This is a genomic window from Alteromonas alvinellae, assembly GCF_902705805.1.
On the sequence record NZ_CACSIH010000227.1, the window covers coordinates 11,759 to 27,311 of the forward strand.

The 15,553-nt window shown below is 43.8% G+C and carries 17 protein-coding genes; 4 read left to right on the forward strand and 13 right to left on the reverse strand.

The window, feature by feature from the left end; genetic code table 11:
• Positions 1 to 18: 18 nt before the first annotated feature.
• The 11 genes from ACX5KA_RS17730 to ACX5KA_RS17780 all read right to left on the reverse strand — a co-directional run bounded on the left by ACX5KA_RS17730 (position 19) and on the right by ACX5KA_RS17780 (position 10,717).
• Positions 19 to 513 carry a YcgN family cysteine cluster protein gene (locus ACX5KA_RS17730; protein ID WP_458731780.1) on the reverse strand — a complete coding sequence of 165 codons (495 nt, stop codon included), beginning with the start codon at positions 511 to 513 and terminating at the stop codon, positions 19 to 21.
• Complete coding sequence (locus tag ACX5KA_RS17735; RefSeq protein ID WP_014976926.1) at positions 510 to 1,178, reverse strand: fumarylacetoacetate hydrolase family protein; 669 nt, start codon at positions 1,176 to 1,178, stop codon at positions 510 to 512. The genes ACX5KA_RS17730 and ACX5KA_RS17735 overlap by 4 nt, the downstream gene beginning before the upstream one ends.
• Positions 1,178 to 2,260 carry a lytic murein transglycosylase gene (locus tag ACX5KA_RS17740; protein WP_458731781.1) on the reverse strand — a complete coding sequence of 361 codons (1,083 nt, stop codon included), beginning with the start codon at positions 2,258 to 2,260 and terminating at the stop codon, positions 1,178 to 1,180. Before ACX5KA_RS17740 ends, ACX5KA_RS17735 begins: the two co-directional genes overlap by 1 nt.
• A gap of 6 nt (positions 2,261 to 2,266) precedes the next feature.
• Positions 2,267 to 2,563 carry a YcgL domain-containing protein gene (locus tag ACX5KA_RS17745; protein ID WP_014950003.1) on the reverse strand — a complete coding sequence of 99 codons (297 nt, stop codon included), beginning with the start codon at positions 2,561 to 2,563 and terminating at the stop codon, positions 2,267 to 2,269.
• Positions 2,564 to 2,683: 120 nt separating this feature from the next.
• Positions 2,684 to 3,841, reverse strand: a complete 1,158-nt coding sequence (rnd, locus tag ACX5KA_RS17750; protein WP_458731782.1) for a ribonuclease D — start codon at positions 3,839 to 3,841, stop codon at positions 2,684 to 2,686.
• Between the two features lie 62 nt (positions 3,842 to 3,903).
• Complete coding sequence (fadD, locus tag ACX5KA_RS17755) at positions 3,904 to 5,556, reverse strand: long-chain-fatty-acid--CoA ligase FadD (RefSeq protein WP_014950005.1); 1,653 nt, start codon at positions 5,554 to 5,556, stop codon at positions 3,904 to 3,906.
• A gap of 122 nt (positions 5,557 to 5,678) precedes the next feature.
• Positions 5,679 to 6,518, reverse strand: a complete 840-nt coding sequence (locus ACX5KA_RS17760; protein ID WP_458731789.1) for an alpha/beta fold hydrolase — start codon at positions 6,516 to 6,518, stop codon at positions 5,679 to 5,681.
• A 96-nt stretch (positions 6,519 to 6,614) separates the two neighbouring features.
• Positions 6,615 to 7,271, reverse strand: coding sequence for a Slp family lipoprotein (locus ACX5KA_RS17765; RefSeq protein ID WP_039222791.1), 657 nt, complete (start codon positions 7,269 to 7,271; stop codon positions 6,615 to 6,617).
• A 349-nt stretch (positions 7,272 to 7,620) separates the two neighbouring features.
• Positions 7,621 to 7,932: a hypothetical protein gene (locus tag ACX5KA_RS17770; protein ID WP_458731783.1), complete on the reverse strand. Its 312-nt coding sequence runs from the start codon at positions 7,930 to 7,932 to the stop codon at positions 7,621 to 7,623.
• Positions 7,933 to 8,002: 70 nt separating this feature from the next.
• Positions 8,003 to 8,719, reverse strand: a complete 717-nt coding sequence (tsaB, locus tag ACX5KA_RS17775; RefSeq protein ID WP_458731784.1) for a tRNA (adenosine(37)-N6)-threonylcarbamoyltransferase complex dimerization subunit type 1 TsaB — start codon at positions 8,717 to 8,719, stop codon at positions 8,003 to 8,005.
• A 78-nt stretch (positions 8,720 to 8,797) separates the two neighbouring features.
• Positions 8,798 to 10,717 (reverse strand): ATP-dependent DNA helicase, encoded by a 1,920-nt coding sequence (locus ACX5KA_RS17780; RefSeq protein ID WP_014950010.1) that lies wholly within the window; start codon positions 10,715 to 10,717, stop codon positions 8,798 to 8,800.
• Positions 10,718 to 11,017: 300 nt separating this feature from the next.
• Here ACX5KA_RS17780 and ACX5KA_RS17785 point away from each other — a divergent pair, with 300 nt between their 5' ends.
• Positions 11,018 to 11,209 carry a hypothetical protein gene (locus ACX5KA_RS17785; RefSeq protein WP_458731785.1) on the forward strand — a complete coding sequence of 64 codons (192 nt, stop codon included), beginning with the start codon at positions 11,018 to 11,020 and terminating at the stop codon, positions 11,207 to 11,209.
• A 157-nt stretch (positions 11,210 to 11,366) separates the two neighbouring features.
• On the opposite strand, the gene ACX5KA_RS17790 is transcribed toward ACX5KA_RS17785, so the two are convergent.
• Positions 11,367 to 11,699 (reverse strand): hypothetical protein, encoded by a 333-nt coding sequence (locus ACX5KA_RS17790; RefSeq protein ID WP_458731786.1) that lies wholly within the window; start codon positions 11,697 to 11,699, stop codon positions 11,367 to 11,369.
• A gap of 102 nt (positions 11,700 to 11,801) precedes the next feature.
• The gene (locus tag ACX5KA_RS17795; protein ID WP_061095419.1) at positions 11,802 to 12,722 is read right to left on the reverse strand and encodes a cation diffusion facilitator family transporter; all 921 of its coding nucleotides are present in this window, start codon (positions 12,720 to 12,722) and stop codon (positions 11,802 to 11,804) included.
• Between the two features lie 162 nt (positions 12,723 to 12,884).
• Between ACX5KA_RS17795 and ACX5KA_RS17800 the strand changes: the two genes are divergently transcribed.
• The 3 genes from ACX5KA_RS17800 (at position 12,885) to ACX5KA_RS17810 (ending at position 15,402) form a co-directional block, all read left to right on the forward strand.
• Complete coding sequence (locus ACX5KA_RS17800) at positions 12,885 to 13,940, forward strand: aromatic ring-hydroxylating oxygenase subunit alpha (protein WP_039222798.1); 1,056 nt, start codon at positions 12,885 to 12,887, stop codon at positions 13,938 to 13,940.
• 47 nt (positions 13,941 to 13,987) lie between these two features.
• Positions 13,988 to 14,386, forward strand: a complete 399-nt coding sequence (locus ACX5KA_RS17805; RefSeq protein WP_458731787.1) for a GFA family protein — start codon at positions 13,988 to 13,990, stop codon at positions 14,384 to 14,386.
• Positions 14,387 to 14,706: 320 nt separating this feature from the next.
• Complete coding sequence (locus tag ACX5KA_RS17810; RefSeq protein WP_458731788.1) at positions 14,707 to 15,402, forward strand: EF-hand domain-containing protein; 696 nt, start codon at positions 14,707 to 14,709, stop codon at positions 15,400 to 15,402.
• The last annotated feature ends 151 nt before the right edge of the window (positions 15,403 to 15,553 follow it).

Sequence of the window (15,553 nt, forward strand, 5' to 3'; positions counted from 1 at the left end):
ATGCTGTCGTGGCATGCTTTAATCAATATCCTCCAGCGGCCAAATGGCTATATAGTCTTCAAAATTATTTAAATCCACGTCGGTTTCAAAGACAGTTTTATTCCGTACCGACATACCTTTCGCATGCATCACGTGTTTCTTCCCCTTGTTTAACAATGGGTGCCACGACGGTATGCCCCTTCCCTCATAAAGGCGACGATAGGTGCAGCTATTTGGCATAAAAAAGATATCCTTCAGATTCTCTTTTGTCAGCTTCACGCAATCAGGCACCAGCTCTGTGCGCCTTTCATATTGGGTACATTCACATTTTTTTGTGTTCAAGTACGTACACACAATATTGGTATAGTGAATCTTCTCATTATCGTTAATGTGGTCGGTCACTTCGTATTCTTCTACCGCGTCATCATCGATAAATTTTTGCAGACAACATTTACCACATCCATCACAAAGTGATTCCCATTCCTTTTGGGTCATCTCCTCTAAAGATTTGGTTTCCCAAAACGCTGCCGTCATTCTGCTATTACCTCAGTTTCCACGGTTAAATGATTGTCTAGCGTTGCAACAATCGTATCTTGCGAACAAAGCTTACCTACCCCTTTGGGCGTGCCTGTAAGAATCACGTCACCACTGTCTAACGTAAATATAGATGACATATGGGCGATAAGTGGGATGATTTTGTGCAGCATCAGCTCGGTATGTCCCTGCTGTCTAACCACCCCGTTTATGGTTAAGGTAAAACGCAGGTCTTCCAAGTTTTCTATTTCACTTAACGGCACAAAGCCTGACAGCGGTGCACTGTTGTCAAAAGACTTCGCTCTTTCCCAAGGCTGGCCTTGCTTCTTAAGCTCGGCTTGAACCTCGCGAAGGGTTAAATCGAGACCAAGTCCAATACCCCATATCGCGGCTTTTACGTCATCTACACTCGCATTCTTCAATGATGATTTTAGCAGCACAGCGACTTCAAGCTCGTTGTGACACTCGCCTTTGTCGGTAGGAATGGCAATAGGCTTCTGCATATAACATAAGGCAGCCTTTGGCTTCATAAACAGCAAGGGTGCTTCAGATACGGTAGAATTCATTTCTTGAATGTGGTCGAGGTAATTTCTACCTATACACACTACTTTACTAACGGGTAGTGATATTTCATTGCCTTGAGAATCGATGTGACGATAAGCCATTAGTAACCTCGTTTTATCCGCTCTGATAAATACCCAACCGAAACGCCAAAGTATGACGAGCGGTTCCACTTCATCAGTGTGTGAAAATTGTTATACACCAAGTAAATTCGGCCTTGCTCACCATCTGGCATAATAAGCGATGCACTGATTTCTGCATTGGGGAGTTCATTTCCGTTGTAGCGCTTGACGCCATTCTGCTGCCAAAAGGCCAACGGCTTCATGTTAGATTTCGCTAACCCTGAAAAAGGTACTGGTTTGGTTAGTACTACTTGGCGTCCCCACGTCCCTTCACTATCCCAACCTTCAGACGATAGGTAGTTAGCGATTGACGCAAAGACGTCTGCCTTGGTTCCCCAAATATCCTTTCTGCCGTCGTCGTCGTAGTCCACTGCGTAATTTAGAAAAGATATGGGCATAAACTGTGTTTGTCCCATCGCACCGGCCCAAGAGCCTTTAAGCGCCTCTACAGAGATATGTCCTTCTTCTAGGATCTGAAGTGCCGCAAAAAAATTATCTTTAAACAGCTTTTCTCGTCGCCCTTCATACGCCAAAGATGCCAGTGCAGACAGCACGCTAAAGTTGCCCTGAATTTTACCAAAGTTAGACTCGTTACCCCACAGTGCAACAATAAAGCGGGCCTGAACCCCATATTTTTGAGCAATTTCATCAAGCAGCACTTTGTGTTCATTGTACTGCTCAACCGCCTGCTTCACTTTCCAGTCGGGTACTCGCGTTGCTAGATAATCATCTAACGTAATTTTTTTCTCTGGCTGGCTTTTGTCAGACTTGACGACCGTGGGCCTGAAAGTAATGTCAGCAAACGCCAAATCTAACTTAGTCTTATCTATGCCCTTTTCGGCCGCTTCTTTTTTCAGTTGAGCAACGTAGCTTTTGAAGCCCGTCTCGCTAAGCTCACTGTCATTACTTGGTTGATTTTCGGCATGAACTGTCAGTGAAAAGCTTAAGGTTATACTCGATAAAACTAGGGCAATATTGCGCAGTTGAGGAAATAAGCTACGATTTTTGCGCTTAGCTATAAAGGTAATTCGGCTAACTAAGCGGTTTAGAGTCTTTAATAACATGGATATTTAAAACTTCTTATCGGGCGTTTTTGAAAGCCCAAGAGATTCACGGTGTTGCTCTAGCAAATTATCTTCTTTTGGCGGCATTTGAAGGTAAAAGCCTTTTTCATTAAGCTCGTCGATAAGCTTTTGCTTGTCAACCAGGCCAAGTTTCTCGCGCTTTTCTAGGGCGATGATAGTCACTAGCTCTGGGCGACCAAACTTCGCCATAAGCGGCTCTGGCACGTCTTCAAAATGGTCTTTCTTTGGCACGTACAAATACATGCCGTCTTTCTTTCGCGTTTTATAAACTGCGCATAACATAGAATTTTTACTCTTTCTTAATTCATTTGTTTAGTTCTTTTGGAGTCACTATGCAGATTTAATTGGCCAGAGAGCATACACCTCTTGCCAATACTGCTCACCCATATTGCTTTTAAAGCACTATTGAGCCGGAGCGTCGCCAAGTAAGCGAGTTACGTGAGAGCGAAACAATGGCTCTCTCCACGTCGACAGTACATCGGGCATTAGTCCCTGCACGCGGGTCTCATCAACCGAAAACCAGTACCATTTTAACAGTTGATTCAGCTGCTTTTTAGAGGCAATAACCTCACTATTTACAGCATTGTCTTTCGCTATCTGGTCGCTGATAACTTTAAGCTCGGCCAGCGTTTTTTTGTACTTGGCGATATCAATTAACCGCAGCACAACCGGAAGCCTGAGCTTTTCTGGTGTTTGCGCGTACTTTGCTCTCGCCTCTTCAATTAGCGTGATGATGGTGTCGCCGTAGCGGCGTACCGACTGATGATTCACGCCGTTAATACGCGAAAGGCCAGATTTACTATCGATAAGCCGCTGCGCCGCTTCAAACAAATGCCCTTCTTTGAATACAAAGTTTAGGGCCAGATCTTTTTTTCGTGCGGTATTCAAACGCCATGCCGCTAGTGCCTGTAATACAGTGAGCTGCTCGCTGTTCAATCGCCAGTTATTCTTAATGCTTAAGTACGCAAAATCTTCAGGCATTTGAGCGCGCTTTTTATCAACTAACAAAGCGATCTCTTGGTAAATCCAGTGCACTTTCCCCGCCTCTTGTACTTTACTGGCTAACTGTTGGTAGCAAGGCAGTAAATACAGCACATCATTCGCTGCGTAGCTCAGCTGCGCTTCACGTAGAGGTCTGGCTAACCAATCGGTTCGCGACTCCCCTTTGTCCAAACTGATATCACACAGCAACTCTACAAGCTTTGCATAGCCAAGTGACGGTCCCATGTCCAAAATACTTCCCGCAAGCTGCGTGTCGAACACGGGCGTTGGAACGGTATCAAAGGCAGTAAGAAAAGCCTCTATGTCCTCAGAACACGAGTGCAGTACTTTTACGACTTCGGTATTCTCCATGAGATCGATAAACGGCTGCATATTGTCTATGGCAAGCGGATCGATGAGTACCAGCTGATGGCCATCGTACAGCTGTATTAGGCCTAGATGCGGAGTAAGGGTTTTCGTTCTTACGAATTCGGTGTCTAAGGCTACCGCCTCTTGACGCTGTGCGGCAGTGCACACTTTTTCGAGTTGTTCAGATGTTGTAATTAATTGATATTGCATATTTTTGCACAGTAATAAAAAAGCCGGCTTACGCCGGCTTTCACAAAACTATTTCAACGAAATTAGTCTCGAAGCTCCCGACGCAGTATTTTACCTACATTGGTTTTTGGTAAGTCGTCTTTGAAAACAACTTGCTTAGGCACTTTGTAACCCGTTAAGTGATTACGGCAATGCGCGATAACGTCTTTTTCAGTAAGTGAGTCGCTATTTCGAACTACGAATAATTTCACAACTTCACCACTGACTTCATGAGGAACCCCAACCGCAGCTGCTTCAACAATGTTTTCATGCATTGCAGCCACTTCTTCAATCTCGTTAGGAAACACGTTAAAGCCTGAAACTAGGATCATATCCTTTTTACGGTCAACAATATAGAAGTAACCTTCATCATCTACCGTTGCGATGTCACCTGTGGCTAACCAACCGTCTTTTAGAATTTCTTCTGTTGCTTCTGGTCGGTTCAAATATCCTTTCATTACCTGAGGGCCTTTCACCCACATTTCACCAGGCTCACCTTTTTCAACAGGATTACCGTCGTCATCAAGAAGCTTAATGTCTGTAGAAGGAACAGGCATACCGATTGCGCCTTTATAAGCTTCAATCTGTGGTGGGTTAACCGCTACCACAGGCGAACACTCTGTTAGCCCGTATCCTTCAAGAAGCACTGTACCGGTGACCTTTTCCCACTTTTCTGCTACGGGACGTTGAACAGCCATACCGCCGCCTAAACCAAACTTAAACTTGCTGAAATCAAGTTCGCTGAATCCAGGCGTATTTAACAGGCCATTAAACAAGGTATTTACACCAGGTAAAATGGTGAACGGATATTTGCTAAGTTCGTTTACAAAAGCCGGCATGTCACGCGGGTTGGTGATAAGCAAGTTACGGCAGCCGTATTTAACGAACATCAAGCAGTTCGCCAGTAGCGCAAAAATATGGTAAAGCGGAAGCGCGGTAACAACAAAGTCTTCGCCTTCTTCAATCACTGTTTCTAAGATACCTGACACTTGCTCTAAATTCGCTACCATATTGCGATGAGTAAGCATGGCACCTTTAGAAACACCCGTTGTGCCACCTGTGTATTGAAGAAACGCTAAATCACCGCTATCAATATCTGGGCGTTTATATTCAAGGGATTGCCCTTTTTTAACTGCCGACATAAACGATGTCGTTTCAGGTAGATTAAACGAAGGCACCATCTTTTTAACGTACTTCACAACTGCGTTCACAATCCAGCGCTTAGGTGCCGGAAGCATATCGCCTAAAGCGGTCAGAAAGACTTCTTGTAGATTTGTATCTGCGATGACTTCTTCTAGAGTACACGCGAAGTTTTCAACAATAACGATGGCTTTTGCATTAGCATCATTTAGTTGGTGCTTTAACTCACGAGCTGTATAGAGAGGATTTACATTAACCACAACCATCCCTGCGCGCAGAATACCAAACATGGCAACAGGGTATTGAAGAAGGTTGGGCATCATGATTGCCACAGCATCACCGCGTTTTAGTCCGCTTGCTTGCAAATAAGCAGCAAACTGAGCTGATAAAGTATCTAACTCTTCAAACGTGATTGAATGCCCCATATTAATGAAGGCTTCTTTGTTTTTAAACTTCTTTACCGACTGCTCAAAAATGTCTACTACAGACGCGTAACGATCGGCATCAATTTCTGCGGAAACGCGAGGGTCGTAATGCTTAAGCCAGGTTTTTTCCACCAAAACCTCCTCTACTTTATTCTTATACTATTTTTATAAGCGCATGGGGAGCTGCACTTATATAACTGGTCTGATAACTTGCGAATAGTATAGGATGTGTAAAAAAAAATAAACGGCACAATTTACAATTGCTCAACAAAATGACGAATTAATACCCCTACATCGTCAGTATTTTCCATGTGAATATGGTGACCGCCTACTAATTGTTCGTATTGCGCATTTAAAAACCACCCCTTGCGATTGGGGAAAACAGTCTCAAGGTTTTTAAAACTGTTAGATGCACCAATAAAAAGAATTGGGCATACAATAGCACGCATTAGCGATTCTGCCTGCTTTTCTGTGAATCTTAGCGATGATTTTGTACGTAGTTTAGGATCGCTCGCCCAGAAGCAATGTCCCCCAGCATCTTGGGTTAAGTTTCTAGACAATATTGAACGCGCGTGTTCTTCCGGAATATCTGAGATTTTGCATCTCGCTGTCACCGCATCTTCCAACTCAACAAGTCGAAGCTTATTACGTGATTTCGTGTGACGACTCACTATAGACTCTCGCATCTGAGTGGCGGTTGTTTCCTCGCTTTCGGTGAGAGGTCCACAGGCGTCAATACTTATCACCCCAGCGACTTTTTCTGGAAAGAGTGCAGCAAAAAGGCTTGCCAGAATACCACCTAGAGAATGTCCTAATAAAATAACTTCATCCCACCCCTGAGATTCTATAAGGGCATAAAGGTCTTGCAAGTAGTCGACTTGATTATAATGTGCGCCTTGTGCACGGTGAGACGAGCGACCATGACCCGCGAGGTCAATTGCAACAAAGCGATGCGATTGAAGGTAAGGCGCTAACAACCGTAAACTTTCGGCATTATCTAAGTACCCGTGCAAACCAACTACAAGTTTACCAGCACCTTGATTATCTAACGCTGCTAGATTAAGCCCTCCAATATCGAATTCAGTTTCAATCATAAGTTTCCATGCTGGCAATCAATTGCCGCCTCCTCTACACTTAACTTCCACCAAAAACAAAAAAGCGGCAATCACCTGCCGCTCCATCTCTTGTTACTATTTTTGTTTATTTGCACGCAGAGGCTGGCCTGTCGACTTTGTGCCTGAGTTACTCGCCCCTGAATTGCGCGATGGTAACTTAGCTTTGCTCGGGGCATTTTGATAACGAATCACTCGGGTTCTATTAAAGTGCGGATACATCCAAGGGCCATTGAAGTGATAAAATGGTGAGTACCAACCTGTATGGTAATTGAAGAAGTAAGTGTTTACATCGTAAACCTCTTGTTTTCTCCACATATGATAATCATCAGCAATAATAGTAGGATAAATATATGGTTGTTCGCCCACCATTCCCGCTGTCGGCGCAGTTATGGTGCCCAAAAAGGTAGCTGAGCGCCCTTCTTCAAAAACAATAGGGTCGACGAATCCGTCAATTTGTACTTTGAAACGCCCCGATGTTTCGCCATTTGTCGAAGGTTTACCGTAGTGGTTCAAAGGGAAATGAGCGAGTTCAATGAACGTTTTGTTGGGCTTATTTTCAACACCTACAATCATACCACCCCAACGCGCTTTTTGACCTTGCGCATTAGCACTCGAAGTGACCGCTTTAGAGTAGCTGACTAACTGTGTACCCTCTGGTACATCAATACTGTCTGGAACTATGGTACATCCAGTAAACAACATGACCGTAAGTAAAACTAAATAACGAGACATTAAAGCGCTCCTGTGAACCCTAGAAAAAATGTTGCGCTTGCATGGATTGCGAATAAAACAGAAAGTGTTTCATTTGAAGTCCACGTGCGATACACATCTAAAAACTCTTATATACTTTTACGTATCTCTTTAAGTTACAAAGAAAAACCGCATTCCAGCAACTAAACATTAGCATTATTACGAAACGACAGCCACCGTCGTTCAACTAATCTAACGCATAAATAAGAAAGCGTGTCTGTAATACACACCATTTAGAGCAGATATACTGGGTTTTGTTCAAAGCTGTTTGCTAAATTTAACAATTTATTAGAATTAATTTGCAAGTAAGAAGGCAATAGCATGTGGAAGTTTATGCGTAAATATCTACACCAAACATGGACTGAATAGATTCACGTTGCTGTTGTTTTTCAAAACTGGTGTAAGAGGCTATCGCATTTTGAGAGTAGGTATTGCCATCCTCGCGGATAAATTGCTGGTAGGCCTTCGCGTTATCCGTACCCTGTTCATCGGGCGCAACAACGATCGCCTTTACCGACGATTCACTCTGCCCCTTGTTTTGCTGTTCGGGATCTTTGCTAACCTTTGCGACTCGTCCTTGAGAAGGTTCAGAGGACGGTAGTGCAAAATTATTATTGATAATCATACGAGGTTGTTCAAGCAAAAAACGCACCATACTAGAGCAAACCGCGGTATTTCGGTTTCTTTAATAAGGTACGTTCTTTTTAGTACTTCTACTCTCTTCCCGGTAACTTTTTCCACGTTACTTTATCGCGCAGGTATACAGGCTCTACATTCACAGCGTTAGATACTTCGCCTTTGCTATACGCATCGATTGCAAGTTTAAGCATGTATTGAGAGTTTGGAAGCGTGACGTCAAACACTACCTCGCTACATACCTCAGACTTCCAGTTATCAAGCTCCTCGTAGGCAGACCAGCCGGTGCCTGCTGCAATCACAGCGGCGCTATTATCTTCCTTAAGCGCGTTTAGCTGTTCAATAGCCGTCTCCGGCGGACAAACTTGCTCTTCAACGCAAAGAACAAGCCCACTTTGCGATTGTGAGTAAACAGCGAAGTACACTTCACCCATACGCGCATCCGACGCAACAGCAATCAATGCATCTTTGTGCTCAGTTTTAGACGCTACTTCAAGCGCCATAGCTTCAAGCGTACTCACGCCCGCCACTTTTAAGCCTGTCCCTAACGCTAAACCTTGAATCATTCCCGTCGCTATGCGAACACCGGTAAAGCTGCCCGGGCCTCGGCCAAAAGCCAATAAGTCTAGGTCGCCCAGCGAAACCTTTGCTTCATTTAACACTTCATCAACCATGGGAAGAAGACGCTGACTATGCTGCTGAGGGCATATCTCGAAACGCGTTATGACGGTGTCTTTGAATTGAAGCGCAACCGAACAAGCTTCGGTTGCCGTGTCTATAGCTAAAATGTTCATGTTTATCTCTTATTTCATATAAGCTGAAAACGGGGCTAATGGCGTAATACACGCTTACCGCTTTTTCAGTGCTTTAACTTAGGCTTCATCAATGCCGGCTAAAAATTTTTCCACTTCGTCCAAGCTTCTTGTTCTTTTCATATCTGGCAAGCTTCCGACGAAGGTTTTGGCGTAAGGCTTCGTCACTAATCGATTGTCACATATAACCAGCACGCCTTTATCTGAAGGATCTCGAATGAGTCTTCCCGCGCCCTGCTTTAACGTAATAACAGCTTGGGGAATTTGAATAACACCAAACGGGTTTGCTCCACGTTTTTTTACATCTTCCATACGAGCTTGAAGCAGCGGGTCATCAGGTGATGCAAAGGGCAGCTTATCAATCATCACGCAAACCAAGTCGTTGCCGCGTACGTCTACGCCTTCCCAAAAAGCGCCTGTGCCCATTAATACCGCTTTTTCGTCTGCAAGGTACGCATCCAGTAATGCTTGCTTGGTGGTAGTCCCTTGCACCAGTAGCGGATTATCTATCTCATCTTCTAGCTTCTGCGCAATTTCTCGAAGCATAGCGTGACTAGTAAACAACAAGAAACATCTCCCGCGACTTGCTTTGATTAGCCGTTTGGCTGTTTCTAGCAAAGTTTCGCGCATAGCGTAGCTGTTTGGTTCTGGTAAATAGCGGGGCACGCACAGCATGGCCTGTTCGGGGTAATTAAACGGGCTATCTAATCCTAACGTTTCTGCGTCTTCTAAGCCCATGCGGCGCTGAAAGTGATCAAAACCGCCGTTTACCATTAAGGTTGCCGAGGTAAAAATCCACCCGCGCGGCGGCGATGATACGAATCGTCTGAATTTAGCGGCAATTGATAAGGGCGTTAAATGCATAATGAGGTGGCGCTGAGTAGTTTCATACCACAAACTTACATTTTCTTGCTTATTGTCGCTTAACGCATCTAACTGCTCTCTTGCAGCCACAACACGTTCGTACATGTTGTCTAAATCTTTATCGCGGCCAATATGTAGCTTACACACTTCATGCAGTACACCTAGCGCTTCGGCCAGCTTGCCCACCTGCATGCGCACGTCATCACGGTCTAACGCCTCAGCCCAGTTGCCGCGTTCAGCCGTATCCGGGAACAATAACCGTAAGTCAGAGGCAATCATCCTGCATTTGTCAGCCGCTTTATCTAGCTGCCCAGCATCTTTTAGCACTGTTCTGAACAACAGCGTGATATCTTTCGCAATATCGTGAATTTGTCTTGTCGAAAGTGACTCGCCAAAGTAATCGCTGGCAATATCGGGAATTTGATGAGCCTCATCAAAAATAATCGCATCAGCTTCTGGGATAAGTTCGCCAAACCCTGTGTCTTTCAGTGCCATATCAGCAAAGAAAAGGTGGTGGTTTACCACAATAATATCAGCATCCAGCGCCTTTCTGCGCGCTTTTACCAAGTAGCAATCTTCATAATCTGGGCAATCGCGGCCCAAGCAGTTATCCACTGTAGAGGTAACCAGCGGTAAAACACGGGCATCTTCGGGAAGGGTTTTAAGCTCCCCCATATCACCTGTTTTCGTAGTACTAGACCAACGTTTCACTTCTGAAAGCTGACCCAATACCTCTTTTTCAACCAGCGTAGAGTTGCCGCTGTGCTGCGCTACACGGTGTAGACAAAGATAGTTTGAACGGCCTTTTAACAGTGCAGTTTTTCGCTTGCTGCCTAAGGCCTTTTTTACCAGCGGTAAGTCGCGGTGAAATAGCTGCTCTTGTAAGTTTTTAGTCCCTGTAGAAACAATGGCTTTTCCGTCGCTCAACAATGCCGGAGCGAGATAAGCGAAAGTCTTTCCCGTTCCCGTACCTGCCTCTACTATTAAACTACCTGTGGTATCAATAGCGCGCTTAACCGCCTTTGCCATTTCAGTTTGAGCTTCGCGAGGTACAAACCCCTTGATAGCACCTGCAAGGAGGCCATCTGAAGAGAATACGTTATTTATTGTGGGCATGGTTTAAGCGCTGTCATTACTTTTCTACTTTAGGCCGCGCATTATGCCAAAAAGCCTATGGAATGCCCATTAAAGGTTTGCATTTTAGCGTCAGCATTTGCCACCTGACGCCTTTTAGAGTCAAAACAATTGTTAAATTTTTGATGAAAAGAATTTGTCTTCTAGAACAAAAAAATTAGCTTTTTAATCTTAACACTTAGGCGCAATATCCAGCTCGTAAATGTTTATACTCAACTATTAAACGAGGTAATTACGAAAGGTTTACGCTTTATAGGTTTAGGCTTAGTAGGCTTAAGCGCAATGGCGTTCTCTGTAATTGCAGCTGCATCAGACGAAGCACCTGCAGAGCTGGTAGCGGAATTAACCCAGTTCTGTAAAGAAATCGCTGAAGAAGAAGGTACAAAAGGCAAGTCGGAAGACGTATTTGTATTAGAGTGCGTAAATGATGAGCTAGAAGCTGAAGGTTACCAGAAACTGAAATCTTTAAACTGATATATTAAGGTGAGTTACTGATTCACTTTAACTGAATGAATGATAAAGCCTCGCCAGAAATGGCGGGGCTTTTTTGTGCTCTGCATTTGAAGTGCCTTTTCGAGTTCCCTAGCATTGTATATAGCAATGCATGTAACGGTGGCTTTAGTTGAAAGCATCAGCGTTCAAAAAATGCATCAACCAAATCGGCGAGTGACTCCTCTAGCTCTTCTTCGAAAGCATCGATATCAATACCAAAGCTATCCATATATTTAGCCGCATTGTCACGGGAAAGTACGGCATTTTTTATCTGGAACTCAAGCTCGGGCAGTGTCTTGTCGTAGCGGGGCTTAATGGTCCATCGCAAACAATGACCATGGTTGTCTTTTAGCCTTTTTTTGGCAAATACACAAAACTCCTCGACGTTGTCAGCACCTTGCGGCCCAAGACATCCCGGTTCTATGCGGTACATTACCAGCAGCTTTTTATATAGCGGAAGTCGCGTTTCCATCACATCTTCAATTAGCTTAAAGAGTTGATTATCGGAAAGTTTGGAGGATTTTGCCAGCCAAGTAAGGGGAGAATGCGAGAAATTTCACACTCCCCCGTGTCATTACTCTGCAAGCTCAGGATCTTTTATGAACAAGATATCCATGATGATTGCAGGATCCCACTCGCGCATTTCTGCTTCGCATTTCAGTCGAATTTCGTCTAACTCACTGATCGTTGCAATCGAGAATGCGTCATCCACGATAATGTGGACTAACAGATAGACATCCCTACCCCGCTTACTAATTCGCACTTCCACATGTTCGTATGGGACGTCAGCCAACGTTTTTTTGAATTTTTTCTCGATTACCGCCGAGATAGCTTCAGGCGGCGCTTTGTTAATTACTTCATTAAGGCTTTCACGCAAAATCTTAAAAGGCACCGGCAACATTGCCGAACCAAGAATAATCAATAAAACAGGATCAACGTACGGCGACAGCGTTCTATATTCCGTCAACTCTAACGCGTAGGCCAAAATAAAAGCGAACAAGATGGATGCACTTAGCACGCCGTCTATCATCCAAGTGTGAGAATCCACTTTTACTAAGTCGGACAGTAAATGCTTACCTTTTACTCGCATGTACAGAGAGATACTAAAACAGCCAACCGTTGCCACAACACCGTAGACCATACCAATACCATACTCAGCTGCGTGTCCACCTGCTAATAAACTCTGAACAGAGCTCGCGACCGCATACACACACGTGGCAATGATAATAAGCGACTTAAACATGTTTAGCGTAGGTTCAATTGCCGTGTAACCAAAGTGAAACCGGTCATCGTCAGGACGTTGAACCAAATTGGCCACTTTGAGCGTTAGCATTGACATAACAAAAGCAATTAACGAGTAAGCAGCATCAAATAAAATAGCGCCTGAGCTCGTTAAAATGGCAAAACCAAACGCAATAACGACAAATGCGCCGGCAATATAAAAAGAAAGCGTTAATAGACGCTTTTCTTCAAGGTGATGGAAGCCAATGTCCATGAAAATCACTTCGAAATTAAGGTGCGCGGATTCTACTCCGATATTTTAAAAAAAATAGTGCTTTGAATAAAAATATTGCTATTTTTTTAAGCAATTCAGTGATACGTAGCGCCTATATTATTTCGACTCAACGCACTGCGTTTTTAGCACCCTTTTTAAACTATGAAAATCGTTACCCATCCTTCTATAAAAAGTTACTTTGATGCTGATGAAAGCCGGCAGGAAGTCGAACAGGCATTCTCTCGAGGGCTTGCTTATGCGGGCCATTCCCTAATGGTGCCAGAGAAGTTTAGCTATCAAGTACTGCCTCACTTTAGCGACCGTTATGCGTTGTTTAATCAAGGTGAGAATTATGAACTTATATCCAATATTTGCTTACATCGACAAGCTCAACTTCTTGAAGGGCAAGGCCGGGCACGCAGTATAGTTTGTAAACTTCACTGCTGGAGCTATGACAATACAGGCCAGCTTAAAGGTGCGCCCCACTTTAAGGATGCCCCTAGCGGTCAGTTGAAAAAGGAATCACTGTCAGTGTGGAACGGTCTTCTATTTCGAGGGCGCTCTCCTAATATGGACTTATCTGCCCTTGGACTTGAGGACTATCTCGACTTTACCGATTACTTTTACGCCGGTTCTGAAACCACGGAATATCAATTTAACTGGAAGACATTCATCGAAATCTATCTAGAGAACTATCACGTGTACTCCATGCACCCTGGGCTTCGCCAGTTTGTTAAACCCGATGATTTAGAATGGTCGTTTGGCGATGATTTTTCAGTTCAAAAAGTTGGGCTAGGCGACCAGCTTACCAAGCGCACAACACCGCGTTACAGAGAGTTCCAAGACGCATTATTGGCACGATTTGGGCAAACACTTCCTCGCTTTGGCGCAATATGGTGCTTTTTGTACCCTAATATTATGATTGAGTGGTACCCAGATATTATTGTCGTCAGCACGATTTACCCCAAGGGTGCCGGCGCATGTGTAAACCACGTTGAATTTTATTATCCCGAAGCACTTTATAAAGATATGCCAGACTACTTTGCAGCGGAAAAAGCGGCCTATATGGAAACAGCTGTAGAAGATGAAGAAGCCTGCCTATTGCTAGAAAAAGGTCGACGAGCACTTTATTTATCAGGCGAAGAAGAACACGGTCCCATAGAACCGTTTTTAGAAGCGGGCGTGGCGCATTTTTACGATTGGCTTGCTAAACAGTAGCAGTCTTAGTGCTTTAAATAGTGGTATTTCACAAAAAAGGAGTTTTGATGAACAATTACAAAGGGTCTTGTTTGTGCGGGTCGGTAACTTTTAAAATTGAGGGTGATTTTGACAGTTTTTATCTGTGCCACTGCAAACATTGTCAAAAGGATACAGGTTCGGCCTTCGCAGCCAACCTGTTTTCAAGTTCGGCTATATTAACTTGGTCATCGGGTGTTGACGCTGTAGTAAACTTCACGCTCGAGAACACGCGTCATAGCAAAAGTTTCTGTAAAATTTGTGGTTCAGCCCTTCCGTGTACTCAACTCCGTGACATTCTAGCCGTACCCGCTGGGTGTCTGGATACGAAACTACTGATTAAACCTACTGCACATATCTTCGGCGTAAGCAAAGCTGCGTGGGAAGTAAGCTTAGAAACCATCACAAAATTCGAACGTTTACCGTAACAAACATTGAATACTTATACGAAACCTAATGGCTTTATACTAAACAAAACTCGCTGCTTGAATAACGGCAGGTCGATTGTTGCTCGCTTTCACAACATTCTCCGCTTAACGTGTTCCATTTTTACCAAAAATAGCGAGTAACTTTTTCAGAAAATTCTATAGATCTCACAATTCCGCCTGTCGTCACCCAACCTTTCAAAAAACATAAACCAATGTTCTAAAAACATTTTATTGAAATGGCATATGCTGTGAATAACTCCATGTGAATACTCTCCTCCGTTTTTAAGCAGTATGGAGGCCGAAAAACCAAGGAGTTAGATATGAAAAAATTAACAATTGCTACACTAATCAGCGCCGCACTTTCTACTGCCGCGTTTGCTGGCAATAGTATCGAAAAAATAGACACCACATTTGCCGATTTGGATAACGACGACAACGGCTATATTTCACGAGAAGAAGCTTACGACGATGAGATTTATGCGCACTTTTCCAAAATTGATACCAATTCAGACATGCAGCTTTCAATTAAAGAGTTCAATGCTCATGTAACGAAGCACCCTCAACATTTCGATGACGACGTGCTTGCAACGGTAAAATCGATGAAAGAGAGTATGGGTACAGAAGGTACAATGGAAACGGAAGTTAAAGTTGATACTGATGTCGATGAAGTGGTTGCCGCGACGAAAGACAAAAGGCTGACTCACGAACTAAGAGCTAAGACTGAGTTGAAGGCTAACGGAAACTTAGAAAAGACAAACGTTGGCAAAGTGGCTGAAGATACTGTTGTTCACGATAATACGGTTATCGCAGATGAAGCGGTCATTGCACGCAGTAAATTTGAGATGATGGACGCTAACAGCGACGGTAAGCTTACTAAAGCTGAAGCCTCGCGAAGTGGTGTAATACGTGATTTTGATAATATTGACGCAAATGACGATGAATTAATTACGCGTACGGAATTTAAGCGTTATCAGAGTGAGTCTGAAAGTAACTCAAGTGATAGTTCTGAAGAGTAGTGACTAAGTAATATAAGGGCCGCATTCGCGGCTCTTTTTTACTGCAATATGAAATAGTCTCGACTCCATCTGACAGGCAGCTGTGAGCGTGAAGCGGACATTGTATACTTCTGACCGCTTCTGTTTAGATTATCAGTTATCTGCCTCCCAT